Source organism: Corynebacterium sp. ES2730-CONJ (genome assembly GCF_024834055.1).
Taxonomy (GTDB): domain Bacteria; phylum Actinomycetota; class Actinomycetes; order Mycobacteriales; family Mycobacteriaceae; genus Corynebacterium.
In genome coordinates, this window is the sequence record NZ_JANUXZ010000002.1 from 136,014 (window position 1) to 161,557 (window position 25,544).

General features: G+C 53.3%; 24 protein-coding genes. 7 read left to right on the forward strand and 17 right to left on the reverse strand.

All coding sequences use genetic code 11. The features are described 5' to 3' along the window. Positions 1 to 173: 173 nt before the first annotated feature. Complete coding sequence (locus tag NXS13_RS02865) at positions 174 to 749, forward strand: hemin receptor (RefSeq protein WP_259077232.1); 576 nt, start codon at positions 174 to 176, stop codon at positions 747 to 749. Positions 750 to 971: 222 nt separating this feature from the next. Here NXS13_RS02865 and NXS13_RS02870 read toward each other — a convergent pair whose 3' ends face one another. The 3 genes from NXS13_RS02870 to NXS13_RS02880 form a co-directional block, all read right to left on the reverse strand. After that, a complete protein-coding gene (locus tag NXS13_RS02870; RefSeq protein ID WP_259077233.1) occupies positions 972 to 1,334 on the reverse strand; it encodes a DUF3017 domain-containing protein in 363 nt (120 codons plus the stop codon). Positions 1,335 to 1,629: 295 nt separating this feature from the next. Beyond that, positions 1,630 to 2,487: a bifunctional methylenetetrahydrofolate dehydrogenase/methenyltetrahydrofolate cyclohydrolase gene (locus NXS13_RS02875; RefSeq protein WP_259077234.1), complete on the reverse strand. Its 858-nt coding sequence runs from the start codon at positions 2,485 to 2,487 to the stop codon at positions 1,630 to 1,632. Between the two features lie 48 nt (positions 2,488 to 2,535). Continuing rightward, the gene (locus NXS13_RS02880; protein WP_259077235.1) at positions 2,536 to 4,173 is read right to left on the reverse strand and encodes a cation:proton antiporter family protein; all 1,638 of its coding nucleotides are present in this window, start codon (positions 4,171 to 4,173) and stop codon (positions 2,536 to 2,538) included. A gap of 32 nt (positions 4,174 to 4,205) precedes the next feature. On the opposite strand from NXS13_RS02880, the gene NXS13_RS02885 reads away from it, so the two are divergent. After that, positions 4,206 to 4,682: a tRNA (cytidine(34)-2'-O)-methyltransferase gene (locus tag NXS13_RS02885; protein ID WP_259077236.1), complete on the forward strand. Its 477-nt coding sequence runs from the start codon at positions 4,206 to 4,208 to the stop codon at positions 4,680 to 4,682. A gap of 58 nt (positions 4,683 to 4,740) precedes the next feature. On the opposite strand, the gene NXS13_RS02890 is transcribed toward NXS13_RS02885, so the two are convergent. The 3 genes from NXS13_RS02890 to NXS13_RS02900 form a co-directional block, all read right to left on the reverse strand. Beyond that, on the reverse strand, positions 4,741 to 6,168 hold the full coding sequence (locus NXS13_RS02890; protein WP_259289332.1) for a PH domain-containing protein: 1,428 nt from the start codon (positions 6,166 to 6,168) through the stop codon (positions 4,741 to 4,743). Then, on the reverse strand, positions 6,165 to 6,629 hold the full coding sequence (locus tag NXS13_RS02895; RefSeq protein WP_259077238.1) for a PH domain-containing protein: 465 nt from the start codon (positions 6,627 to 6,629) through the stop codon (positions 6,165 to 6,167). Before NXS13_RS02895 ends, NXS13_RS02890 begins: the two co-directional genes overlap by 4 nt. 66 nt (positions 6,630 to 6,695) lie before the next feature. Then, the gene (locus NXS13_RS02900; RefSeq protein WP_259289333.1) at positions 6,696 to 9,851 is read right to left on the reverse strand and encodes an error-prone DNA polymerase; all 3,156 of its coding nucleotides are present in this window, start codon (positions 9,849 to 9,851) and stop codon (positions 6,696 to 6,698) included. Between the two features lie 311 nt (positions 9,852 to 10,162). Here NXS13_RS02900 and NXS13_RS02905 point away from each other — a divergent pair, with 311 nt between their 5' ends. The 3 genes from NXS13_RS02905 to NXS13_RS02915 all read left to right on the forward strand — a co-directional run bounded on the left by NXS13_RS02905 (position 10,163) and on the right by NXS13_RS02915 (position 12,928). Further along, on the forward strand, positions 10,163 to 11,050 hold the full coding sequence (locus NXS13_RS02905) for a MetQ/NlpA family ABC transporter substrate-binding protein (RefSeq protein ID WP_259077240.1): 888 nt from the start codon (positions 10,163 to 10,165) through the stop codon (positions 11,048 to 11,050). Positions 11,051 to 11,222: 172 nt separating this feature from the next. Next, positions 11,223 to 12,254: a methionine ABC transporter ATP-binding protein gene (locus tag NXS13_RS02910; protein ID WP_259077241.1), complete on the forward strand. Its 1,032-nt coding sequence runs from the start codon at positions 11,223 to 11,225 to the stop codon at positions 12,252 to 12,254. After that, on the forward strand, positions 12,251 to 12,928 hold the full coding sequence (locus tag NXS13_RS02915) for a methionine ABC transporter permease (RefSeq protein WP_259158063.1): 678 nt from the start codon (positions 12,251 to 12,253) through the stop codon (positions 12,926 to 12,928). The genes NXS13_RS02910 and NXS13_RS02915 overlap by 4 nt, the downstream gene beginning before the upstream one ends. Before the next feature lie 68 nt (positions 12,929 to 12,996). Here the strand turns inward: NXS13_RS02915 and NXS13_RS02920 are convergent, their stop codons facing one another. From NXS13_RS02920 to NXS13_RS02935, 5 genes are all read right to left on the reverse strand, one after another. Then, the gene (locus NXS13_RS02920; RefSeq protein WP_259289334.1) at positions 12,997 to 13,896 is read right to left on the reverse strand and encodes a sucrase ferredoxin; all 900 of its coding nucleotides are present in this window, start codon (positions 13,894 to 13,896) and stop codon (positions 12,997 to 12,999) included. Positions 13,897 to 14,044: 148 nt separating this feature from the next. After that, the gene (locus NXS13_RS02925) at positions 14,045 to 14,368 is read right to left on the reverse strand and encodes a hypothetical protein (RefSeq protein WP_259289335.1); all 324 of its coding nucleotides are present in this window, start codon (positions 14,366 to 14,368) and stop codon (positions 14,045 to 14,047) included. Positions 14,369 to 14,609: 241 nt separating this feature from the next. Next, positions 14,610 to 15,062, reverse strand: coding sequence for a hypothetical protein (locus NXS13_RS02930; protein ID WP_259289336.1), 453 nt, complete (start codon positions 15,060 to 15,062; stop codon positions 14,610 to 14,612). Between the two features lie 354 nt (positions 15,063 to 15,416). Beyond that, complete coding sequence (locus NXS13_RS09345) at positions 15,417 to 15,527, reverse strand: hypothetical protein (RefSeq protein WP_396125063.1); 111 nt, start codon at positions 15,525 to 15,527, stop codon at positions 15,417 to 15,419. A 454-nt stretch (positions 15,528 to 15,981) separates the two neighbouring features. Beyond that, entirely contained in the window at positions 15,982 to 16,143 is a 162-nt protein-coding gene (locus NXS13_RS02935) for a hypothetical protein (protein WP_259289337.1), read from the reverse strand. Positions 16,144 to 16,474: 331 nt separating this feature from the next. Between NXS13_RS02935 and NXS13_RS02940 the strand changes: the two genes are divergently transcribed. Continuing rightward, the gene (locus tag NXS13_RS02940) at positions 16,475 to 17,104 is read left to right on the forward strand and encodes a hypothetical protein (RefSeq protein WP_259077247.1); all 630 of its coding nucleotides are present in this window, start codon (positions 16,475 to 16,477) and stop codon (positions 17,102 to 17,104) included. A gap of 3 nt (positions 17,105 to 17,107) precedes the next feature. Here NXS13_RS02940 and NXS13_RS02945 read toward each other — a convergent pair whose 3' ends face one another. The 4 genes from NXS13_RS02945 to NXS13_RS02960 all read right to left on the reverse strand — a co-directional run bounded on the left by NXS13_RS02945 (position 17,108) and on the right by NXS13_RS02960 (position 21,418). Continuing rightward, on the reverse strand, positions 17,108 to 18,649 hold the full coding sequence (locus NXS13_RS02945; RefSeq protein ID WP_259077248.1) for a DNA polymerase Y family protein: 1,542 nt from the start codon (positions 18,647 to 18,649) through the stop codon (positions 17,108 to 17,110). Further along, entirely contained in the window at positions 18,649 to 19,371 is a 723-nt protein-coding gene (locus NXS13_RS02950; protein WP_259289338.1) for a hypothetical protein, read from the reverse strand. Before NXS13_RS02950 ends, NXS13_RS02945 begins: the two co-directional genes overlap by 1 nt. A 155-nt stretch (positions 19,372 to 19,526) precedes the next feature. Continuing rightward, positions 19,527 to 20,249, reverse strand: coding sequence for a response regulator transcription factor (locus tag NXS13_RS02955; protein ID WP_259289339.1), 723 nt, complete (start codon positions 20,247 to 20,249; stop codon positions 19,527 to 19,529). Positions 20,250 to 20,293: 44 nt separating this feature from the next. After that, positions 20,294 to 21,418 carry a PspC domain-containing protein gene (locus NXS13_RS02960; protein ID WP_259289340.1) on the reverse strand — a complete coding sequence of 375 codons (1,125 nt, stop codon included), beginning with the start codon at positions 21,416 to 21,418 and terminating at the stop codon, positions 20,294 to 20,296. A 158-nt stretch (positions 21,419 to 21,576) separates the two neighbouring features. Between NXS13_RS02960 and NXS13_RS02965 the strand changes: the two genes are divergently transcribed. Further along, on the forward strand, positions 21,577 to 22,668 hold the full coding sequence (locus tag NXS13_RS02965; protein WP_259289341.1) for a PspC domain-containing protein: 1,092 nt from the start codon (positions 21,577 to 21,579) through the stop codon (positions 22,666 to 22,668). A 91-nt stretch (positions 22,669 to 22,759) separates the two neighbouring features. Here the strand turns inward: NXS13_RS02965 and guaA are convergent, their stop codons facing one another. Continuing rightward, positions 22,760 to 24,337 carry a glutamine-hydrolyzing GMP synthase gene (gene guaA, locus NXS13_RS02970; RefSeq protein WP_259289342.1) on the reverse strand — a complete coding sequence of 526 codons (1,578 nt, stop codon included), beginning with the start codon at positions 24,335 to 24,337 and terminating at the stop codon, positions 22,760 to 22,762. An 88-nt stretch (positions 24,338 to 24,425) separates the two neighbouring features. Next, on the reverse strand, positions 24,426 to 25,370 hold the full coding sequence (locus NXS13_RS02975; RefSeq protein ID WP_259077254.1) for a LysR family transcriptional regulator: 945 nt from the start codon (positions 25,368 to 25,370) through the stop codon (positions 24,426 to 24,428). Between the last annotated feature and the right edge of the window lie 174 nt (positions 25,371 to 25,544).

Genomic DNA, 25,544 nt, shown 5'->3' on the forward strand with positions numbered 1-25,544 from the left:
CACTATCGATCTCGTTTCTCCCCACCAGGGATCGAAAAGTATGGGCATAATATGGGCAAAGATTTAGGTTGACATGAGCAAGCTAGCCTCTAGTTAAGCACATATTAAAAATGTGAATATTAGGCTACACTTAGCCCAGTGATTTGACCATTCCCGCTATCGAAGGATTGCTTTTGACTAATCGGCTCCCCTCCACGAGCGACTCCTTTCAATTTCTCTACCCCGACGTGGACCCCCAACAGCCTCTTCCCCTGAGCCTCTTTGAACGCTTCGCCTGCGCTGGTGCACTCGCCCTCTTCAGTTTCGGTTTTATCGTGGGCGATGCAATCGTGCTCGGCGTTGCGTTCTTAGCCACGCTTTTCGCGACCATTGCCCCCGCCCAACGTACGTCACGACGCATCCGCAAAGAGGCCCGCGATCGTTTTCCGCAGTTGGACTGGGCCGAAAAAAATAGTTTTATTCCCCGCAGGCTCGGATTTGTCCTTGGCATCTTCTGGGTAGTTATCGCGGGCTTAAACGCCGCCATTTATTTCCTTATCGGTGACGATCACCGCCTTGTCGGTGCAGGACTGGGTGCTGGTCTCACCTTCCTGCTGATCTGGGTGCTGCCGGGTTTCAGCCCGAGATGGACACAGTCAAAAGATAAGCCTGAACAGCATCCCACCACTGACGCCTCTCAATCGGTTGCCTCCGATGACACAATCACTATGCCCCAAGTAGGAAGTAAAAAGATATCGGCTTCAGATTAGTTCTACCACTTGAAAAATTACATGAACCCGTAGCCTCACTAGCGACATTCCCTGATCGTGGTGGGTCGGGAAGTGTCGGGGAAGATGAAGTATCTACAAAAAGTTCCCCAATTAAAGAACCCTTATCACCGTTCACCACCCCCAATTTCACCCCCAAGTTCCCAATAGGGGGCGCACCCCCATGGAGAGACACTAGGCACGCGGCTTAATTCTTAACTACCTCTAACTACCGAGTGCGTCCACGGACGCGGACAAAAACAGCATGGCAAAGCCCAAACATCCAGTGAATACTGCATCCTTTCCGCGCGAGCGCACCGAGAGGATACCCATCACTCGAGAATCGCAGACTAATCGCAATAAGCTCAGCCACATCATGGCAGCTCCAAGAGCAAATGTGGCGCGGCGCCAGTGTTCGGTATAGGAAAGAAAACCAGACAGGAAAACCAACACCACAAAGAGAGCGATACCAATGCGCTGTAGAAGTGGAGGGACAGAGGACTTTTTCAGATTGGCATCATGGGGGTTGATGAGTAGACGATCGAGATCTTTGATCTCCGCTAGTGTGACGGGGTGTGTCGGTTTCATGGAAAAGACCTCTGATTTCTGCACCACGGCGCGTATGGCGTTATCTGCTGACACGAGCGTGCGCGCCCTCTCTCCCGTGCTGCGCAACTAACCCCAATGTATTCAAAAAGCCTAGTGATCTCAAAACCTCCAAAACCTGATATGCCTGTGTAAGAGCGCTCAGCTGTGCCTCAGAGCTGCGAGTTCGGTCGCTTCTCGACGAGGCGCTCAGGCGCTCAGGCGCCTAAGAGTAGAGCGTAGAAATCACAAAGCAGTCCGAGGGGTCAACGAATTTAAGCGATCGCCTCGTGTAGCCTTAGTTCCCCAAGAGGTGGGATTCGGCTCGTTCGACTACATTGCGCACTAAAAAGGCCCGCGTCAAAGGGCCCACGCCACCTGGATTAGGAGATACATAGCCGGCAACCTTAAGAACCCCTGGGTGGACGTCACCAACGAGGCGACCATCGACTCGAGACACTCCCACATCGAGAACGGCGGCACCGGGTGCGACCATATCGGGGGTTAACATATGCCCCACTCCAGCGGCAGCAACAATAATATCTGCGCGTAGAGTTTCCGCTTTGAGATCCACAGTCCCGGTATGACATAAGGTGACGGTGGCATTGTCTGATCGTCTGGTGAGCATCAGCCCCATGGGACGGCCCACTGTTACTCCACGGCCAATGATAACGACGTGCTTTCCTTGGGTAGCTACCCCAAAGCGGCTGAGCAGGTGGAGCGCCCCGTTGGGCGTACACGGCAGCGGTGCCGGTTCGTTGAGAACTAGTTTCCCTAAGTTAATGGGATGTAGACCATCGGCGTCTTTGGCTGGGTCGATAGCCTCAAGGATGGCGTTTTCGTCGATATGTTTCGGCAGCGGTAATTGCACGATATATCCCGTACATTCGGGATCGTGGTTGAGTTCCTCGATAACTGCGAGTAAGTCTTCGTGGGAGGCATTCGCGGGCAGATCTCGGCGAATAGAGCGCACTCCTACCTCGGCGCAATCGCGGTGCTTCATTTTCACATAGGAGTGTGAGGCGGGATCATCGCCTACGAGGACGGTCCCTAAACCTGGAGTAATTCCCCGCTCCCTGAGCGCGGCCACGCGAGTTTTAAGATCGGCGAAAATTTCATCGCGGTATAGGTTACCGTCAAGTTTGAGAGCAGTCATGGGGGTAATTATTCCATGATTAGGCAGCCTTGTGGGGTGTTCGCTGTTCTAGTTTCCGGCCGCATCAAGCGGGTTGGTCTGAAATTCGGAATCCAGTTCCACCTCAGAACCGTGAAGGGCTCTGAAGGCGACGTCGGCAAGCTCCGTGCCAGCACCCGAGTAGAGGTTAACGCCCGCATCAATGCCCATCTCACGTAACTGTTGAGCACGGTAGCCATATTTCGCGATCGCCGCAGTCTTGATGGTCGAACTTTGCGCGCGCACGTGGGCTAGGGCTTCGATATTGGCACCATGATCGGGCATCGCTAGCACCAGCAGTTGTGGTTCATGGGAACTAGCGCACATGCGAGCCCATAATTCAGGGTCGGTGGCATCGCCATGGAAGACAATATACCCGTGCCGACGCAGCGCATTCACGCGTGACTCGTCGTGTTCGATCCCGGCCACGGTTAACCCATACGCCTCTGTGAGTCGCTTATAGGCACCTGCACCTACGCGTCCCATCCCTAAGATCATGGCGTCAACTCCGCCGACATCAAGGGGACGTTCGCCAGCAGCCAGCTTGGAGGGGTCTCGCTGCGGCAATATATCGACCAAGCGGTCGAATAGCACGTCCATCTTCAATTTCGCTAGGGCATTAAGGACGAAGGAGCCAGCGACTGCCACGGCCATGATCTGCACCCACGCCCCATTGAGAAAACCTCGTTCCACGGCGAGAGCGGCAACGATCAGACCAAACTCCGAATAGTTCGCAAGCGCGCCAGCCGTCAGCAACGCAGTGCGACTCGACATTCCCACTTTGTACAGGATTATCATGAATAATCCTGCCTTGAGAGGGAGCAGTGCTAGGAGGAGACCGGCTAATAATAAACCCTCGATGGAAGGGAAACCACCCAGGCCGATAGCGATAAAGAATCCCACCAGCAGGAGTTCGCGTACACTGGTTAAGGCGGTGAAAAGGCGCCCGGCAATGGGGTGACCGGAGATGACTAAGCCCATGACTAGGGCGCCGAAGCTTCCCGATAATCCGGCGAGTTCGAACAGAGCATAGGCACCAATAGCGGTAGTAACACCTGCGAGAACCAGTAATTCGATCCGGTAAACGCGATCAGGCAACCTACCTACCAGAGGTCTAATGACAGGTAGAGCGACGAGCACGATGGCCCACGGTTGTGGCACTTGTCCGCTCGCTAAAACGAGAAAGGCTACGGCGAAAATATCTTGGAGCACTAAAACGCCGACGGATATTTGCCCAACTCGCGAACGCGCCCGCCCCGTTTCTTCGATGATGGCCATGACAAAGACTGTTGACGAGAATGAAGAGGCCAAGCCGATTATCAAGGCACTTGTCCACCCCGAGGCGAGGAAAACCAAGAAAGGTACTGAGGACAGAACGCCAAACAGAAGTGCAAATACGGCCGTATTAGCTATAACGTGGCCGAGGGCTGTGCCCACAATTCGGATTTTCGTGAGCATTCGAATATCTAAATGCAAACCAATTGTGAATAAGAGAACGGCTACCCCAACTTCCCCCAGTTCTTCAATTCCGGGGATGTGCTCGATTCCGAGAAAGCTCATGAAGAACCCTGCTGCAAGGAATCCAACCAGTGGCGGCAAGCGGAGAGCAGCAGCGCCTAGACCGCCGATGATGGCGATAATCGCGGGAAAGAGGATTTCGGCTGGCATATATTCTTCTCTTAGTCACTAGTATATTGCGTATGTCTCTGCTTCATATCGTCTTCGATCAGCCCTGCATTCCTCCCAATACCGGCAATGCCATCAGGCTCAGCGCGGCAACTGGCGCACACCTGCATGTAGCTGGTCCTCTTGGTTTTAATTTTGAAGATAAAAACCTGCGCAGGGCAGGTTTAGATTATCACGATTTAGCAGTGCTCAGCGTTCACGAGAACCTCGCTGATGTCTTTACCTCCCTCCCCCACGGACGCGTTTTCGCCTTCAGTTCTCATGGCACCACCAATTACGCAGATATCAGCTATCAGCGTGGCGATATTTTACTCTTTGGGCCGGAACCAACGGGGCTTAGCGAGGAGGCTCTCCACCACCCCCGCATAACCGACATCGTGCGCATTCCCATGCTCGCAGGTCGACGCTCCCTCAATCTTGCCAATGCCGCTGCCATTGCCACATTCGAAGCGTGGCGTCAGTTCGGATTTGAAGGCGCAGCCGAATCCTAAAGCTGAGATTTCAGAGCAGGGCGCCGTTATCCTATCCGGCGCCTAGGCTGTGCCTCCCCTATCGGTTCGAAACTGAGAGATAGTGGTTGAGATCTAGTTCAGCCACCTCGGCGATGAGCCCGCGCGCGTCCTGCAGACCCAACTGGCGAGCTTTGATGGTCACGGGGCCAGGAATGATAGCCATGGTCACCGATTCGATCCCAGCGAGACGTTCGAATGGTCCGTGGCTTAGCTCTAGGTGCTGGATATGTCGGCGGTGAGCCATGGCGACACTGCGCCCGATCCGCCCGCGTGTGCTGATTATAAAATCCTCGTTGAGCAGAACATACTGCCTATTCCAGTCGATAGGGGAAACAAACCGAGCTCGTTGTGGGCTGCGATAAATCTCCCACGGCCTCGACGTTTGAGGCCGTATATTATCGAGGTCATCTGCTGGCGATTGTTCTTTTAGATCGGGATTTATGGTATTACCCATGAGAGCGGCAACAACTTTCATCGCTTTTTCTTTATTGCCAATGGGGAGAACAAGCATACCGCGTTCGGCATTGCCATAACCTGCCACAGACACGCGCACCAACCACCAGTCGAGAAGCCGCCAGGTCACTGGTTGCACCATATCAACCGCGTGAGTGCGTTCAGCGTGCAGAGTTTTTCGTTCCAAGTTCAGCAGCCCATAACTGATATTGAGGGTTTCACCATCGCGCTCAACTGTGAAGCGATACGAACGATCAATGATCTGAAAGGCGTTGACTACTAAGGGAAGAAGGAAAGAGAAAATAGCGATCGTAGGTAGTGGCTGAAAAATAAAGAGAGGAATTGTGATCAGCAGTGAGATCAGCGTCGATTTGGAGAGCGCGGCTGCCGTAAGTGACATCCATACAGGTATGGGTGGCACGATAATCTCTGGGGAAAGGGTAGCTGTGTCCTGTGGTGAATTATGGGGAGAAGGTTTATCCTCAGCTCGATCTAGCTTTTCACGAGTAGGCGCTGCGGTGTGTCGGCGGGTTTGCCCGAGCAGCTGGTCTTTGAGCGCAAGCGCGTCAGCGCGCTTGAGATAAGCGATGTCAACATGGCTATTAGTCCCGCCAGCTTGTTCTAATCGCACCGCTGCCAGCCCAAAAATGCGCGCATTGATCGGTTCGAATAATTCAATCGCTTGAATCTTATCGAAGCGAGCACTCCGAACCTTTTTGCGGATAATCCCCGACCGGTAGACCACTTCGGTCCCGTGAATTTCGTAGCTAATCGCTCTCCAGCCCACATAGAGCAGAGAGCCGACGATGACAAGAAACACCATGAGTGCGACGAGTGGTAACAGAACTGCCCGCAGGTATGCCGTATCCCAATTATTGCGCACCATATCAACGAGTTCTCCGAGACTGGAGCCGCCGGCGGTGATAGCAAAGACAGTGGTGGCAACGATGACATCGCCACTTTTAGCCACTGGGGTCAAAGGGTGGAGGCGGTGCTTGTCTATATCGCTCATAGATCGATCATCTTTTCCTTGGCAAATGTGAGCAGGCGCTCGCGCAAGGCTTCGGCGGTCTCGGCTTCTAAGCCAGGAATATAGCTCGCATCATCGCCAGCTGTGACGATATGGATAGTTTTGAGTCCGTATATGCGCTCAAGGGGGCCTTGCAGTACATCAATATATTGCACCCGGCCAAAGGGAATAATGCGTATGCTGCGAAAGAGTCGCCCACTAGCAATGATGATTTCTTCTGAGGTTTCTTGCCATCCAAGAAAGTGCACTTGGCGAGGGATCCACCAGATAAACCAGCAGGTTATAGCCAGTAATGCGAGGGGAACAGCCAGCGCCCATACCCAGTGCTCAAAGAGAAAAAACCACACCAGAGAGGCAATCAGCGCGACGATAAGCCACGGCAGGCGCGAGATATAGCGTACTTTCACTAGATTCGGATGAACAGCATGCAACGATCTCTCCATACCCAATGAGGATACACTTTCTCTCCCTGTCCGCATGCCGCTGTACTGTGCGCGGTGCCCCGTTTCTTAGTGGAAGTCGCGTGAACCAGCGCTGAGTAATTCAGCAGGGGAAAATTCCTCTAGGAGATCAGCACTAATAGAGGCAACTCGGTTTGCGTTGCGCACGATACCGCGCACGATCAGCACGGTGGCAGTACGGGCGAGGACGTGTTGTCGCTTCCAGAGCCCAGGTGTGATCACCACATTGATCAGTCCTGTCTCATCTTCCATACCGATAAATGTGACCTCCCCAGCCGTCGCGGGCTTTTGGCGGTGCGTGACGGTTCCGGCCACTCGAATACGGGTACCGTCAGGGATATTCAATAGCTCAGCGGCGGGAATGATACCCACGCTGTCCAAATACTCTCGAAAGAGCACCATGGGCTGCTTATCATGGGTGAGCCCTGTGGTGGCGATATCAGCTACCGCTAACTCAAAAGCGTTCATTCCAGGTAGACTCGGCGCCTGCAGTACCGAGAGTCCTGGCAACATATCAGATTTTTCGGTGGCCGCTATACCTGCCTGCCACAGAGCTTGCCTGCGTTCAGTTCCAAAAATATCAAGGGCTCCTGCTTGGGCGAGGGCTTCAATATCGCTGGTCTTCACATCCGCCCGGCGCGCCACATCAGCAATTGTGCTGTAAGGGGCATGAGCGACAATATCGGAGACCTTATGGAGCCCCTTGATGGAATTTAGTCCGATCCTTATCCCCCACCCGTCCTCGGTTTTTTCGACGGTAGGCTCCGCACGCGAGGAATTTATGCATACGGGGAGAACCCTGATGCCGTGCCGACGGGCGTCGGCAAGGAGGGATTGGGGAGAATAAAAGCCCATGGGTTGGGCCCGCATGAGTCCCACACAAAATTGGGCTGGGTAGTAGTACTTAAACCAAGCAGAGAAGTAAACCAGTGAGGCGAAGGATTGCGCGTGTGATTCTGGAAAGCCGTAGGCCGCGAAAGCTACGATCTTATTCCATAATTTATCCGCTGTTTTCCCCGTAATCCCGTTGGTTTCTCGTAGGCCCGAATAGAAGCGTTTTTTTAGTGGAGACATTTTCTCTGCTGATCGACGAGAACCCATAGCGCGACGTAAGGCGTCTGCCTCGGTCCCAGTAAAGCCGGCTGCATCCACGGCTATATGCATAAGCTGTTCTTGGAACAGGGGCACGCCTAAAGTTTTGGAGAGAGATTTTTCTAGCACAGGGTGGTCGAAACTGATCTCTTCGACCCCACTACGCCGCCGCAGATATGGGTGCACGCTCCCACCTTGAATAGGGCCTGGGCGTACCAGAGCAACTTCCACGACGAGGTCGAAGAAGCAGCGCGGTTTTAATCTGGGCAGGGTATTAAGCTGGGCCCTGGATTCTACTTGGAAGACTCCTATGGCATCGCCCCGGCTGAGCATCTCGTAGATATTGGGGTCACTTAGATCGAGTTCCCACAGGTTAATCTCATCGCCTGTACTCTCTTTGACCAGGTCAATCATGTGATGCAGAGCTTCAAGCATACCAAGACCTAGAAGGTCGAATTTGACCAGCCCGGCCGACGCGCAGGCTTCTTTATCCCATTGCACGACGCTGCGACCTTTTTTGCGGGCCCATTCTATGGGCACCACGCTAGATATGGGCCGATCACAGATCACCATACCCCCAGAGTGGATGCCTAGATGGCGGGGGTGTCCGCAGAGCTGGTTGGCAAGTGTAGAAACTACCTGTGGGGGTTCGGTTATTCCTTTTGACCAGCTGTCTGAAGCCCCTGGGGCATAGCCTAAGGCGCGAGCGGCGTCGCGGATGGCCCCTTTGTGGCGGTAGCTAATAATATTAGCTACTTGCGCAGCGTTTTCACGCCCATACCGCTCATAGCAGTATTGGATAACTTCCTCCCTACGTGTGGATTCGAAATCGACATCGATATCGGGGGGACCATCGCGGTCGGGAGATAAAAACCTCTCAAAGAGCAGACCTGCGGCTACAGGCTCCACATTGGTAATACCTAGGGCAAAGCACACAGCGGAATTTGCTGCCGAGCCGCGGCCTTGGCACAAGATATTTCGCGTGCGCGCGAAATCGACGAGGTCGCTGACGATCAGAAAATATCCGGGAAATCCTAGTTGTTTAATGACGGAGAGTTCATGGGCGATTTGGGCTTCAGCTTTGTGCCTAATCTCTTTATCTCTAGTGCGATAACGCTGGGGGAAGCGCTCGTGGACCAAGGCTTCTAACCAGCTAAATTCGTCGTGCCCTTCAGGTACCTCCCATTGGGGGAGATTGGGACTAATTAAGGTGAGCTGAAAGGCGCATTCGCGCGCGATGGTACAGGCGTGATCGATATAGCGTCGGTGGTGTGGAGCTAAAACACTTTCGATATGATCACGCGGACGCAGCCACATAGCGCCCATCGCGGCGAGTTGAGGTGCAGCGCTAGAGAGTGCCTGATTACGCTCCAGCGCTTGTTTCGCTTGGGCTACTGGGGCGGCTCCGCTATGAGCCGCACATGCCCGCGTGGTCACAATGGCCGCTAATTCGCCATGGTAGCGAGTATGAAGTGCGTCTAAAAGGGCATGCGCATCGCTATCGGTCGGGCTCATACTCACCACGTATTCGAGGAGGATATTCTCCGCCCCGAAGGCTTGGTAAAGGGTTTCTATCTCTTCGGCCCATTCTGCTGACGCAAGGATATAGCAGTGGCCAGATAGCTGCGTGGCGATGGCTTGAAGATCGGGGTAATGGCAGTGGTCTTTATCCCCCGCCATCTTGGCTTGGGAAATGAGCTCGGAGAGCAACTGGTATCCGCGGGGGTTTTTACAGATCACGGAGAGGATAGCGGTGTCAAGTGTTAATTCGGCACCGAAAACGGTAGCTATTCCATGCGCAGCAGCTGCTTCAGCCATGGCCACTACCCCATAAAAACCATCTCTATCCTGCAAAGATATAGCTTCTACTCCCACTGCTACGGCGGCTTCGATCATCTCTTCTGGAGTGGATGCGCCGCGTAAAAAGTTAAAGCAGCTAGCCGCGTGGAGTTCTACATGAGATCGGGGTGAATAATATTGAACAGGTGTGCTATTTTTTTCCAAGCTTTCGGATTGTAGAGCCCGCAGTTCGCACGCTTCTTTTCCTGATAAATATCGCTCTAAACGTGACCAACTGAGCGGCTTTCCGTGAAAATTTCCTGCTGGGTCCACAAGAAATATATATCATATTTTAGAACATACGTACGAATTTAAGGCGATCCCAAAACTAGACTAAGCTGTACAACCAAATCTGACTAGGATACGCTTCACGCTAGGTTAAGGAGACAGCTTGGTTCAGATCGGCTCACACTCCCCCTTTTCCCCTAAGGAATCGGGTGGGATGCCACCATCTACACATACGCTGACCTGCTTGAAGGCCAGAAACGCGGATGGGCCTCGACTATAACAAGCTGGGTGCAGCAGGCCGTTGCCTTACCTATCCCTCATAAACAAATACTTATCAACCTGAAGGTGATGTCATCATGAATATTTCTCGCATTATCACAGTCTCCACTGCCGCACTCCTAGCCGCCGGCGGTCTGACCGCCTGCTCTAATGATACTGCCACCCCAGGCGGCGAAAATAGCAGCACCACCATCCGCATCGGCACGACCGATGGCACCAAGAAGGTATGGGCCGCTTTAGAAGAGGTAGCAAAGGAAAACGATATCACCCTAGATATTGTTAATTTCTCCGATTACTCAACCCCCAACTTGGCGCTCTCCCAAGATCGGCTAGATGTTAACCTCTTCCAGCACCTGAAATTCCTCGCCGAATATAATGTGGGCAATAATGCCGATCTGGTTCCAGTGGGAGCCACGGAGATTGTTCCCCTCGCGCTTTTCTGGAAGGATCACTCTAGCCTCGATGGCATCGAGGGAGAAACTGTTATCGTCCCCAACGATCCATCGAATTTAGGCCGCGCCATTAACGTCCTCGTTCAGGCTGATCTAGTGACCTTAAAGCCAGCAGCCCAGGGCAGCTTGACCCCCACCGAAGCCGATATCATCGAAAAAGAATCCAAGGTGAAGGTAACGTCTGTGGATGCCGCACAAACTACCGCCGCATACGGCGAAGGTAGGCCAGCAATCATTAATAATTCTTTCCTCGATCGGGCCGGAATTGATCCGAAGCTCGCTATATTCCAGGATGACCCAAATGCACCTGAGGCGGAGCCTTATATCAACGCTTTCGTGGTGCGCGAATCCAAGAAGAATGACCCCACCATTTTGAAACTAGCTCAACTCTGGCATGATCCTCAGGTCTTAGCTGCTAACGCCGAGGACTCTAAGGGCACGTCCGTTCCCGTAGAGAGCACCCCTGAAGCTCTTCAGGCGATACTCCAGCGCCTAGAAGACCAGACTAAATAGTCTCGAGCTCCACATTTTCACCCCTTTTCACCTGATAATCGTTGCGCCTTCTCCCCCCCCCATGCAGGAGCCACGGTTATCACGGTTATCAGGAAGCGACGATCTCCATCGTTACTGGTTAGGGTGTGGGCTGGCATGAAGATTTTTTAACCGAAGCTATCTAAGGACATCCGTGAACGGAACACGTATTGAATTTGAAAACTTGTCTAAAGTTTTCCATTCCAAGAAAAAATCGGGGACGGATATCGTCGCCCTCGACGGGGTTTCCCTTGCTGTCGACGCCGGAGAAATCTTAGGGGTTATCGGTTATTCTGGCGCCGGTAAATCCACACTAGTGCGCATGATCAACGGACTCGATACCCCAACCTCGGGATCTTTGCGGCTCGACGGCACTGAGATTGTGGGTATGCCCGAACGGGAACTGCGGAAACTGCGCCGCAATATCGGCATGATTTTCCAACAGTTCAATCTGATGAAGTCCCGCACTGCCGCTGGCAATATCGAGTACCCCCTCAAACTAGCGGGGGTTGATAAGAAAACTCGCACATCTAGGGTGCAGGAACTTCTCGACTTCGTGGGCTTGAGCGATCGGGGGCATAACTATCCCGAACAGCTTTCTGGCGGGCAAAAGCAGCGTGTGGGTATTGCCCGTGCACTTGCCACCGATCCAGCTCTCTTGCTTGCCGACGAAGCCACCTCCGCACTCGACCCTGAGACTACTCAAGAAGTTCTCAACCTCTTGCGTAAGGTCAATCGCGAACTGGGTATTACCATCGTGGTGATCACCCACGAAATGGATGTCATCCGCTCCATAGCCGATAAAGTCGCTGTGATGGAAAATGGCCGTGTGGTGGAATATGGCTCTACCTACGAGATTTTCTCCCACCCGCACACCGATGTGGCCAAGCGCTTCGTGGCCACGAGTCTGCGCAATACCCCCGATACCATTGAAGCAGATGAGCTGCTCTACCACCCAGGGCGTTTTTTCACGATCACATTATCGGAGAATTCCGGGTTTTTCACTGCTTCCGCCCAAGCGCGCTCCCGAGGGGTAGGTATTGGCATCGTCCACGGCGGCGTGACCACCTTGCAGCATAAATCTTTCGGCAAAATAACCGTGCGCCTTACCGGTGACGACGCTGCTATTGACGATTTTTATCAGCATCTCACCCACACCACCGAGATTGAGGAGATCATCAGATGACCACCACTGTCGTAGCAGCCGAATGGTCGCGCCTAAGTGGAACCTTCACTACTGCTATTGCTGATACCCTCGTCATGGTCTTGCTAACCCTGGCCATTGGCGGAACCTTGGGTCTAGCCCTAGGGGTCTTGCTCTATACCAGCCGCGAGGGTGGGATCCTCCACAATAAATTCCTCTTCGGCGCCTTAAATACCCTCGTCAATTTTGTTCGCCCCATTCCGTTTATCATTTTGCTATCTGCTTTAGGGCCACTGACAGTGATCGTGATGGGCACTCAAATTGGGCGTAATGCTGCTATCTTCGGTATGTCTATCGCCGCCACATTCGGCGTTGCGCGCATTGTGGAACAAAACTTGATCAGTATTGATCCAGGCGTTATTGAGGCAGCACGCGCCATGGGCGCTACACCGTGGCAGATTATCACCCAGGTTATTATCCCCGAGGCTCTCGGGCCCTTAATCCTCGGCTATACCTTCATCTTTATTGCTATCGTGGATATGTCTGCGATGGCCGGCTATATCGGCGGCGGGGGCTTGGGCGACTTCGCTATTGTCTATGGCTATCGCGCTTACGATTTTAAGGTGATGTATATAGCGGTCTTTACCATAATTATCTTGGTTCAAATCGCTCAGCTGCTGGGCAATTGGCTGTCGAAGAAAGTGATGCGCCGCTAAAGGCTCGCAGGAAAACCTCCACAGCACTACCCCTATTGAGATAACGGGGGTAGTGCTATTTTATACTCCTAAAGGCGTTGTCTCACCTCAGTAGCCACCCAAATGTCCACGGATTTTGGTGGTTTTGTGCAGGAAATATGCGCATTGTCGACTGTGCGCGCTATAAGTTCACTATCAAAGACACGACCGTCGGCAAGCGTTACCATGGTGTCCACTACCCCCGTTGCCCCAATAGGGAGCGATTCACCTTGGGCGGCCAGATGATTCCGCACCGCCAATTCTGCAACCTGCCCCCGCTTATCCCACAGCCCGCGCCCACGATTACCCTGCAAATAGAGCCGACCCGCTTGAGCTTCCATATAGATGCGTAGAGCATCCTCCTCATCGAAGCGGCCGTAGAAATAACCCCACGGAAAGAGGATCAGACTCGGAGCAAAACGATGCCCGCCGGTGTGACTGCACTCCCAAATATGCCCTTGCGGAAATCGTTCGTAAAGATGGCGCGCTATCGGACGGCCCTTAATCGCACAGCACCGATCCCGTTTGGCGTGCGCGCATACCAAGACCACCGGTTCCGCTACCACCGTGGTGCGACCGCCATTGTGCCCGGGCCCAGAAAAATCGAAATCGAGGAGGTCGCTGATCTGATTGATTTGAGCCATCTCTACGATGCCCGCTGCAACATAGACGATATATATGCGGAATCCACCGTCAGGGTCCTCTCGGTGCCCAGCGCGCCCCGGCCGGCGTATGAGCAACACCTGGGGTAATTGGGTGAGGACCTCAGTATCTGCGGCGTCAAAGGTATTGCCATCGAGGATATCTTTACTCCAGCTACCAGGCTTTTCGACGAGTATATAGGTGTGTGCATTCTTCGCGGTGCCTGCTAGCGGCTCGAGGTGGGAATCAGAACACAACGATTGGAGAGGTGGGGGTATAGTAGCGGAAATTTTTTCTCTCAGCTCCATTCGCACAGGGATTAGAAAGAGTAATAGTTCGATGAGCGCTGCCGCCAGACAATGCTGTGAGATTTAGCCTACCCTTTGGTCGAGAGGTGAGTACAGCATCCTATTAAAGAATTTTAGTAAACCTCGTAGAGGGTTAGGTCGCAAGCATTCAAATAAATACAACTGTCATGAGGTTAGGGCGATAATCTCCGAATAAGCCTCCTCCCAATGCCTTGGGGAAGGTTCCTGCCCCGCTGGGGCTAGGCTTCGCGCCATCTCCTCTACCTGGTCGTTGAGTTCTCGGTGCCGCTTTGTTACTTCCGCGTATGTCGGTTCCGCTTGGTTGAGTGTCTCCAGCACGCTGCTCACTGTGCTGCGTAGAATTTCTGGCTTGCGATACATTATTGCGCTCCTTCTCTTGCTCCTGATAGAGCCGATTCAATTCCTCGAAAAGATCTAATTGATCGTTATTCTCATTCTTTTTTCGCGCCATGCCGCTTTCCACATACCAGAGCGGAAGATTTTTCTGGCCTGATATTAACCGACTAACGGCATAGATGTACTGCAATTTTGGATAAGGCCAACAGATTGACCCCTCCTGGTAGCTTAGTAGCACCTAAGAGAGTTGAGAGAGGGGCGCATTTTCACCACGCGCAACCCTCAAAAATCACCACACCAAGGTCACTCCCCTCGATGCGGCAAAGAAGCTTTGCAGAAACAACTACAGATGGGTTCTAGTTACCGTGGAGAACCAATCGACCAGATAGTGGGCGCGCAAGTTCGACAACGGTTGACGCGCTTGTTCCTACAAGAGAACATTGTTCAGGAGCATCAGGAAGTGAACCTTCAAACAAAGAAATGGTTACGGCTGTCCGAGATTCGGTTACTTCCGATCGAATTCCGTAACAACTTGGAGTTCCAATATTGAAAAAGACTCGTACTTTTTCCCCACCACCAATGACTTCATGAGAGTTCCAGCGTAGTGGAGTTTCGTTTTCCAAACCTTTCCGAGAATCCCAATCCCATACTTGACGAGAACCCGTATCACTTGACAGGTCAGGGTTCGTAGCAGAACCTATCCCCAACCCAATTCCCACAACGCTAAGAAGAGTCAGAACCACCCCAATAACAGTTGCAATATCAGCAGGAGCCATACTCACGATATGTTTAATACTATTTTCAGACACTTCAACTTCCTTTCAGAGAAGGCAGCTTAAAGTAAGGTCAACCTAATAATATAGGGTCAGTAAATAATGTAACCGATGTAGAAAAATAATCTATAGCATTTTTACTACCGTGCCCCCGTGGGGATTGTTTTAAAAGGGGTAGATCGTGCTACATGTCCGCAAACCCCATCTATCGGGCACACAGCACAAGCGAGAAGGTCAGCAGAGAAAACAACGCACTACGCACCCCGACTTGGCCGCATGCCTAGACAAAAAGCCCCTTTGCAGGAATTAACCACTCAAAGGAACTCTACGAAAACACCTACTGGTGCTTGAGTGACGCTTAACCTCGTGCACGCCCACCTGGGTGCCGTCCTAAACGTCGTACACCGTAGACCGGTGTCCAATATCAACGACAACAATCACCACGGTATCTTCCACAATATCTGCAACAATACGGCAGTCACCTACACTCCAACGCCGCAACCCCCCGCTTATTGGCCGTCAGGGCTTTCCCCCGATCGTGTGGATTATCCAACTGCGCAATCTCGCACAAGAACAAAACCCGTAGCTGCACTGGTCAGTCAAACTTCTTAAAATCCTTCGCTGCACGAGAAGAAAACTCAATCGCCCATGCCGCACTCAAGCTCCAGCTGCTCCCGCGAAATTATCTTTTGTTGGCTGCTGCGAGTTTCTGCCGTTGGGCCTGGTCATGGTCGCCCTCGGGGTCGGTCTCTCGACATTCTGCAGTCTTCTATCCACCTTTACGTCCCGTAGTGCCTAACGTCTTAGGCTCACTGCTACTGGCTTTCGCAGTCGTGCCCTGGGACGCGTAGACGGGGCTTGTGGACTGGGTGACGTAGCCCCGCACCCGCCTAGCCATCGTCAAACGATTAGACATCGACAGCATGCCCTCAGATCGCCCCGCCCCACCATGGGACTAAGCAGCCTTATAGGATTGTTCGTACGCGTCGATAATAGGCACATCTTTTAAGCGCTGCCCCGTCTGCCGTGGCCGATGCCCAGTCTTAAGCGCATTCCTAAAAGCGGTTTCATCCCTGACTGCGGTACCGGGCTGGTCTATGTCTATGTCTATGACCATAACTGACGCATATTTTTTAGTGCTCAATACGGCGTACTCGCAGTGCACAAAGGCTGCGAAGTTTATGCGGTGATAGCGGGCTTCTGGCTAATCGCCCCCGTCTTCGGATCTGTGAGGTGATTATTTTCCTGAGAAAAGCCCCGATCTACTGACCCGTGGAGAACTTCCGCTCCTCTATGCGCTGCGAGCGCGCCCCTTTTTTAGGGTGCTAGCGGGGGTATCGTTAATCCCAGCGCACCTGGCACTCGGTAACTGTTGCAATTTGACAACAATTTAGTGTTTTAAGCTTTTATAATTCCCTTTATTTGGTGCGGTAGTTACAGTTGAGGTTATGAGTAGACCTACGTTGATGCGCACCCTCGTGGCCACAGGCGTGGCAAGCCTAGTAGCTTGTGCCAGCGCTTGCGCCCCGCAATCTCCTACCGAGTCCACTGCAGATTTCACCTCGGCCGCTCAAACTGGCACAGCTTTCTCCTCCCCTGCTGCCTCTTCAAGTGCCAGTGCTGGAATCACACCCCTCGGTGAGGCATCTAAAGAAATGCGCACTCAACGCCCTTCGGTCCCCTCCCTACTAGTGCCTCAAGAAGTTCGCATTGGTAGCCACAAGGGATTCGATCGAGTTGTTATCGAATTCGCAGGCACGGGGAAACCTGGTTGGTATATCGACTATGTGGATACTCCCACCCAGCAGGCCTCTGGTCTAGTCGTTGATATTCCAGGTGATAGCTTCCTCAACGTTAATATCGACGGCCTTGTTCTCCCCTTCGAGGTAGGACTCGATTCCGATGCTGTCACCGATCTAGTCAAGGGCCCAGGCCCTATCGTCACCGCGGTAAAACCTTCGGGCACTTTCGAAGGTCGTGGGCAATTTGTCATTGGACTCAACGGTTCTCCAGCCCCCTATTCGGTTGAGGTGCTCGACAACCCCGTGCGCGTGGTTATTGATATCCGTAAACAGTAAGCGTCAATCGTAAGTAGCTTCGACCCGCCACACCCCCGCAACCCACAGCAATAACCATGCCTGTGGGTTGTTGTGCATATCCTCCCCCACTACCTGAAGACGCGCGCCCGAGGCTTCTTGCGCCCACCACTGCCCCAAAAAGGGCCATGGACCAGCCCAATAATGCAAAGAAAATACTTTCTTTCCCCACCGCATCGTGACAGGAGGGGCTGAGAGCATCTGGTCCTTGTCTAGTTCAACCGGCATACCGGCACCGTCAAGAAGCTGGCACCGCGCCGCTGGGTGGAGCACGCGCGCTGGCAAAGGAGCAGGGATGGCATCGCGCCACGATTGTTGATCGATATTCACCGGATCTTCACCATAGGGGGTGAAAATAACACGCTCGGTTACCCCTATTCCCCCAATGAGGGTGGGCTGAACTACGCGATCCACCCCAAGGGTCGATTGCACGCGGCTAATAACCCGCTGACTCTGGTATTCATCGGCCTCATTGCCTAATAAGGTTCGCGGGGCAGGAACTCGGCACTCTACGGGGTCAATGATGATCTCGGTAATACCTAACGCATCATCGTCTTCTCCCTCGGGTGCGTGTGCCGTAATCCATCCAGCAAGTTGCCAGCGCATCCGATCGGCTATCGCTTGTTCGGTCAGTGCTTCGCGCGTCCTCCATATCCGTTCCAGCTGCGTATGACCAATAGTGGCGGTTATTTTGAGACGGACGCATTCATAACCATGCATGCGGAGGGTATCGATAATATTCGCTGCTAGAAAGCGCGCGACAAAGGCCGCGGTATCCACTCGATTGATGGCTTCTTCTGGCCGGTATTCAAGGGCCATATCACTAACTGGACTATCGGGAGCGATCAACCTTTTCTCTGCTGCACACGCAATGCGGTGACAGCGCATCCCCATATGCCCAAAGCGGGTATGAACCGCTGTCCTATCAAGGGCTGCTAGATCGCCGAAGGTTTGTACCCCCATGCTCATGAAAGTAGACACTGTGTGCGCATCGCAGTCGAGGCTCGGCTCGATAGTGAGCAGCGATAACGGATGCGGAGCCAAAAATTCTTGGGAGCATCCCTGCTCGACGGTTTTCCCATAGCGAGCGGCGATCGTAGCGGTAGGGATATCATCTGCAATACCTGCTACGCAGTCAACGCCTTGCCGTGCACTAGCTGCGAGAGCTTTCTCTGTGGCTTTCGCTTCGCTGCCATAAAAGCGGGCGATAGCGTGGGCATTCATTACCACAAGTCCAGGCCGTAATACTTCAACGCTCGCTGCTATTTCATCGAGTGAGGTGGTGATATCAGCAAAAGTTCGCCCCTCTCGCTCCGCATCACCTGCAATAATGGCTGCTTCGGGCACTAGGGCCTGAGCCGCTCGTAGTCGCATCCCTCGCTTCACTCCACGAGCACGAGCGTGGGTATTGCACACTGTCACGCTGTGCTGCTGCGAAATAATGACCGGTTGCATATGCGTGGCCAAGCCACTGATCACTGCTGCTTGCACTGGCCAGTCTGGGAACCATAAAGCTAGAGTGCGCATTAAACGGCATATAGGTGAGGACGGTGGCCGATAGTAATCCGCTTTTCTCTTGCTATTCCCTTCACCGTAGTGGTTACCTGCATATCAATGCTTTTAATACGGCCTGTACCGTATCCAATTCCCCGAAAACCCGTAATCTGGGCGCGAATATCCATCCATGATGTAGGGATATGCGTTCCCAGTACAATAACGGCTGCTTTTCCGTGGCGCACCTTCGCAAGGAAGGGACGCGCTCGACTGGGCGTGAGGGTTGCTTGCTCACTGTTGATAAAGATGGCATCAAGCCCTTCGGCTAAAATGGCGGCGGCTTCCCATATCTGCGCGCCGGGTTCTGGGACGGCAATAATACGATCGAGCTGTCCACCGCTTTCAGATATCCCCGCATAACTTAATTCTGGCCACCCTAGCACTGCACTGAAGAGTCCGGCGCTACTGATATGGGCGAGCATTTCCACAGCAAGCAGTGCTGGTGAATCCATGAGTGCAACGGCTCGCCGTTTTAAACCTCCATGGGGGAAAATATCACGTAAATCAGCACCCAAGGCCACAATCTCCCGCTCGGTATAGGAGTGCTGCTCTGCTTGGGAATGCTCACTGTGCTGGTGGTGATCGGGCTCTAAAACTGGGGCGATCTGAGCCATTTGTGCCCGCAAAGCGGCGATGCGCAGCTCCTTGCTCGGAGCTGTATCACCTTCCACTTTTCGAACACTTGTTTGATTCACATCTTTTATCTAAATACCTTCACTCCGTCTTGTCAAACCCCCACGAAAGCACAGAGCACCCTAGAAAACATCATCTAAGCTGGCTATTTATCTAAAATATGAGAAAAATAAGAGGAAGAAGGGGGTAGTTGCGTCACCATCTACGATCGCTGCTACTAGTCGAGGTGCCGCGACTGCGCCCAGCGCGTTAAGGCATAGCGATTCGACTGCTGGGTCTTGCGCAAAATATTCGACGCATGCGTTTCCACGGTCTTGACCGAAATAAACAGTTCGCGCGCAATTTCCTTATAGGTATAGCCGCGGGCTAAAAAGCGCAGTACCTCTAATTCACGTCTGGTGAGGGCATCGACTACTGGGTCGTTTTTGATAATCTCTCGGATCTCATAAGCAGTATTCTCCCCCGCCAATTTTTCGATGGCGGCATCATATTCGGGGGAATCAATGACCCCGGAACCACTGTGGGCATCGGGGGATACGAAAGCATCTAAGACGAAACCTGCGAGCCTCGGACTAAAGACTGCATCACCGTCATTAACTCGCCGCATCGCGTCGTCAAGGTGGGGCCCATCAATTGATTTCGTCACATAACCGCGCGCCCCCGCCCGGATGATCGCAATCACATCCTCGGCGGCATCAGAGACGCTTAAGGCCAAGAACCGCGGAGCGGGATCCATCTCTTTGGCAGCGTGAATAACCGCTACCCCACCCCCATCGGGCATATGAACATCGAGAAGAACAACATCGGGAGTAGTCAGACGGATACCCTCTATGGCATCTGGAACTTTTCCTGCCTCGCCCACAATCTGGACGTGATCACCGATTTCAGCGCGCACCCCGGCGCGGAAAACGGAATGGTCGTCGACAAGAAAAACTTTCATATTTATTATTATCCCTTAAAACTCACCGTCCTTATACCCGGTCGCTATATCGGGTAGATAATCTCCACCTCAGTACCCGTATCCCCCTCCTGTTGCGAGCGAATATTCACCTTCCCACCAGCCCGCTCAACCCGGCCACAGATGGAATCGCGAATCCCATGGCGATCCGCTGGAATGTGCTGTGGGTCAAACCCAGGGCCGCGATCGCGGATATAAATATGGATATCATCAAAATTCTCGCAGTAGACATCAATCTCAGAATCGGGAGCATATTTAGCGGCATTGACCATCGCCTCCCGCGCGGCGAGTACCAGTGCTTGCACATGCGGTTCGAGCAACTGATCGTGGCCTACGGTTACTGGAGCGATGCGTACCGCATGGATATCTTCCACCTCCCCGCAGGCACGCTCAATCGCAGTAAATAGAGTGGTATCGGTTTCCGGTTCGAATAACCAGCGCCGTAATTGCCGTTCCTGACCACGTGCCAACCGTATGACCTCGGCCGGAGATTCTGCGTGTTTTTGGATCAATGCGAGGGTTTGTAGCACCGAATCGTGCAGCCTGGCCGCTATCTCGGCGCGCTCAGCACTCAGTATTTTCTCCTCCCGCTCCGCACTCATACGCTGCCATATTCGCACTCCTATTGGGACCATCAAGGCTGCCACCCCTGCGAGTGTTAAGAGCACTGTGCCAATTGCGGTGGGAAAAGTTGGTTCGACGCGCCAGCGTACTGCCCCGATGACCACTCCAGCCAGGATCATGCTGGTGCCGACGACCATGAGAACTAGCGTTATGATCGATTTACCTCGGTCCAGAGCGAACCATGTGATGACGGCGCCGCCTGCAATAAATACTAAAAAGCCAATAGAGCGCGCGCTGTGGATATCTACTAGCGCGCCTAGGACTGTAATCCCCACCAAGCCCCAGGACACCGGAGCTCGAAAACGATCAGGTGGCGGGGGAAGACCTCTGCGCGATTCGGTAGCGATCCACATCAAGATATAAAAAAGCGTGCCGACGTTCACCAGCAGCGACGCTCCGGCAAAACCTAAGCGCACCCATGCCACATTGACTCCGAAGTAGGTGGCTATTCCGCTACATACTCCGCCAATCATCCCACTATCGCGATGCCGATAGAACGTGGGGATAGACATATGTGGTGTAGCCATATTTTTATACTGGCACGTCTATATCTCTCTACGCCATCGGGGTTCTCCCCTATCTTTATTAACCTTTATAGATGCAGGGTTATCGCAAGAGGTGATCTTTAAAAAATCAGGGATGATCCCGATAGACTTTCCCGCTCCCCTGAGCGAATAATGATGGTATGGAATTTTCTCCTTCACATCATTCTTTCTCCGCGTCACCTCAATCTGCCGCGGACAAAGCTCACGAGAATATTCTGCACCACCTGTGTGACAAGAAGCAGTGGGCCGCGTATTGGGCCACCCGCCCCACAATTGCGCACCCGTCCTCAAGCCCTCTCTTAGGGGTATGCGAAGCACTAGGGCGACGCTATCTCATCGATCCCAATGTCGTACGTTTAGCCTTTGTAGCGGCCTGCCTTGGGCATCATAGCACTGGGCTGATTATCTACCTTGCGTGTGCGCTGTGTTTTCCCCGCGGTGGCACTGAGCACGGCGAGGGCCCTATAGATTTAGGCTCAATGAATTCTCTTAGTCGTCCATCGCGCGCGTGGTGGTGGCCTTTAGTGGCGGTGGGGCTGGTAATACTGATCTCTGATTCCCCTAACGCTCTTAGCAGCGTTGCGGGCATCTTTATTACCCTTGCTTTTCTCCTTATTACTTTTGCCCGATATTCCACCTATCCTCTACCGCCTGTGAGCACACCACCTCCTATGGATTTTTATGCAGACCGCCCCTATGACCCCACCCCTACCGGTAGGTGGAGCCCCGATCCTTTAGGCTCGCAGTGGTATCCCCTCGACGACTCGGCACTTAATTACTCGGTTTCTGATCCCCTCATTACCACTCCCCACCGTCCCGAGCGCAGCGCTTGGCCCATAATCATCCTCGGAATTATCGGGCTCATTATTGTGCAATCAGTGGCGGTATTCGGCGCCTCGCCCTCGTCAGATATGAATATTGGCTCGATTGACGCTGAGATAAAAACCTATGAAGATTTACAGGAGAGTTATTCCACTCACGTAGGCAGTATCGAGCTCGATTTACGCTCTCTTCCTCCTCTCGACCGTGACCGTAACCTAGATTTAAGCACCTCGACAGGAACAATCGAGGTTCTCATCCCCCGCGGTATGAATACCTCAATTTCCTGTTCGGTTAATATTGGGACCTTTCAGTGTCCTGGGTCATCGCAGGTTGAAGGACAGGATAAAGGACCAACCCTTTTTCTTACTGCCACCACCAATATCGGGGAAATCACCATTACCCGCACTTAAATCTCCATCACGATAACGCAACGCCACTGAGCTTTTTCGCTTTACTGCGAAAAGTTCAGTGGCGTTGGTGTATACCTGCTCGTGGGTACTTTTACTCCCACTCAATAGTTCCAGGGGGCTTGGATGTACAATCGAGCACCACGCGGTTGACGTCCGGAACTTCATTGGTAATCCGGGTGGAAATCTTCTCCACAACGTCATAAGGCAATCGCGTCCAGTCTGCTGTCATGGCATCCTCAGAGGATACTGGGCGCAGCACAATGGGGTGGCCGTAGGTGCGACCGTCACCTTGGACGCCGACAGAGCGGACGTCAGCGAGCAGCACCACGGGGCACTGCCAGATATCAGCATCCAGTCCGGCAGCGCTGAGCTCAGTGCGCACGATCAGATCGGCGGCGCGCAGGATCTCCAAACGTTCCTCGGTGACTTCGCCGATAATGCGGATACCTAATCCAGGGCCTGGGAAGGGCTGCCTATTGACGATCTCTTCAGGCAAACCTAATTCGCGGCCCACAGCGCGCACTTCATCCTTAAAGAGCAGACGCAACGGCTCCACGAGGGAGAATTCAAGATCTTCAGGTAGCCCGCCCACATTGTGGTGGCTCTTGATATTTGCAGTACCAGAACCACCGCCAGATTCGACAACGTCAGGATACAGGGTGCCCTGCACGAGGAAATCTACTGCCGAGCCTTCCGGGGCATCAGCAAGCACATGGCTGACGGCGCGCTCGAATGAGCGAATAAATTCATTGCCGATGGCTTTGCGTTTGGCCTCTGGATCGGTGAGCCCGCTGAGCTTGTGGAGGAAGGCCTCGCGCTCATCAGCGGTCACAAGTGTCGCGCCCGTGGCTGCCACGAAATCTGTTTCTACTTGTTCGCGTTCACCTGCGCGCAACAGACCATGATCAACAAATACGCAAGTCAAACGATCGCCAATGGCGCGCTGCACGAGGGCTGCAGCCACCGCGGAATCAACGCCTCCAGAAAGCCCACAGATAGCGCGACCATATTCGCCGATTTGAGCGCGAACACCCGCTATCAGCTCCTCCGCGATATTGGCTGGGGTCCAGTTCTGCTCCAACCCAGCGATCTCAGTCAAAAATCGCACAAGGACTTCTTGCCCATGGGGTGAGTGCATCACCTCGGGGTGATACTGCACCCCGGCCATGCGCTTTGCCTGACATTCAAACGCTGCCACGGGAGCGCCGGCCGAATGGGCCGTGACCTCGAATCCCTCGGGAGCGTGGGAGACCGCGTCGCCGTGGGACATCCACACCGTGTGTATGCGATCGAGTCCGGCATGTAAAACCCCAGATTCCACGGTGATATCGGTACGGCCATATTCCCGATTACCGGTATTTTCTACCACACCCCCGAGGGCATGGGTCATGGCTTGAAATCCGTAGCAGATCCCGAAGACCGGGATCCCTAATTCCATCAATGCGGGGTCGAGTTTCGGCGCCCCGTCAGCGTACACGGAACTAGGCCCACCAGAGAGCACGAGAGCTGCTGGTTTCTTGGCCTTAATCTCGTCGAGGGTGGCGGTATGGGCGATAACTTCGGAATAAATATTGGCTTCTCGCACACGCCGAGCGATCAGCTGCGCGTATTGGGCCCCGAAATCGATCACGAGAACCGGATGATGCTGTGCTTGGGTTTGATTGCTCACGGTTTCACAGTCTAGCGGTTTCCCCTTCAAGATAAAGAATAAAAGGCGATCCCTTAAGCGCACGAATAGCCTCACTATGGAGGAACCGCTATAGCGTGTGGTCTACTTCCTGCGGATTCGACCACGCCCCGGCAAGAGTCGCCCGCAGTGTTTGGATAGCAGGGTAGGCTTCGCGCCCTTCGCGTACTGCTGTGAAAATCACTCGCTGCGGATGACCAGGCAGTGCCTTTAATAGGATATTTGCGGGATAATTATGCAGGACCAGTGACGGTAGAATAGCCACCCCCACCCCTTGTGCGACCAGGTTAAGCTGCAGGAGAGGATCAGGGGACTCTAGAAGGGCGGTGGGCATAAAGCCATGGTTGAGGCAGAAATTGCGCTCCCAGTATCCGGCCACCGAGGATTGAGGATTGAGCAGAAAAGGCACCGGGGCTAATTCTTTGAAATCGCGCACATGCGCGCATCGTTTCGCCCACGGCCCGTGCGTGGGGCACGCAAGGACCATATCTTCGTGGTAGAGATCTTCGCGGTGCATACCGGGCGTGTCTAGGGCTGGCATAAATGGAAGCTCTTCGCCGATGATGACATCGACGTGGGCGCTCAGTAGCTGCGCGATGGCGGCATCGACTTCGTATTGGTGGAATTCCAGTTTGAGGTCAGGGTGTTGGACTGCCATATCGGTGACAATGGAGGAAATCAGTCCCACCAGGGCTGATTGAAAGCTCGCTATTTTTAGATGCCCCCGGATATCGCGTTGATCTTTTAGGGCCGCGGCTGCTTCATCAGCAAGGGTCAGCATGCGGTGACCATAATCTGCGAGGATTTCTCCACGATCGGTTAGGCGAACTCGCCGTCCCGATTTTTCGATGAGAGTATAACCGACTTCTTTTTCCAGCTGTTTGAGCTGCTGGGACACCGCAGAATGTGTGAGCAGGAGAATCTCTGCGACCTCGCTCATGGTCCCTAGACGGCGTAATTCCACAAGCATGCGCAATCGGTACAAATTAGATGCAATACCGCGTCGAATACGCATGGGCGGACTCCTTGTGGGTTTTATAAGGCGGATTGGAACTATAATTCTGGGCGGGAATATATAGTTTCGCTCGTACGCGCAGTCGGGTTTTCTGGGTAATTCTCAGGCAAATCCTGGACAATATAAAAGGAACTCTAACATATCTACTCAAAAAACCGTTGCTAGACTAAACCT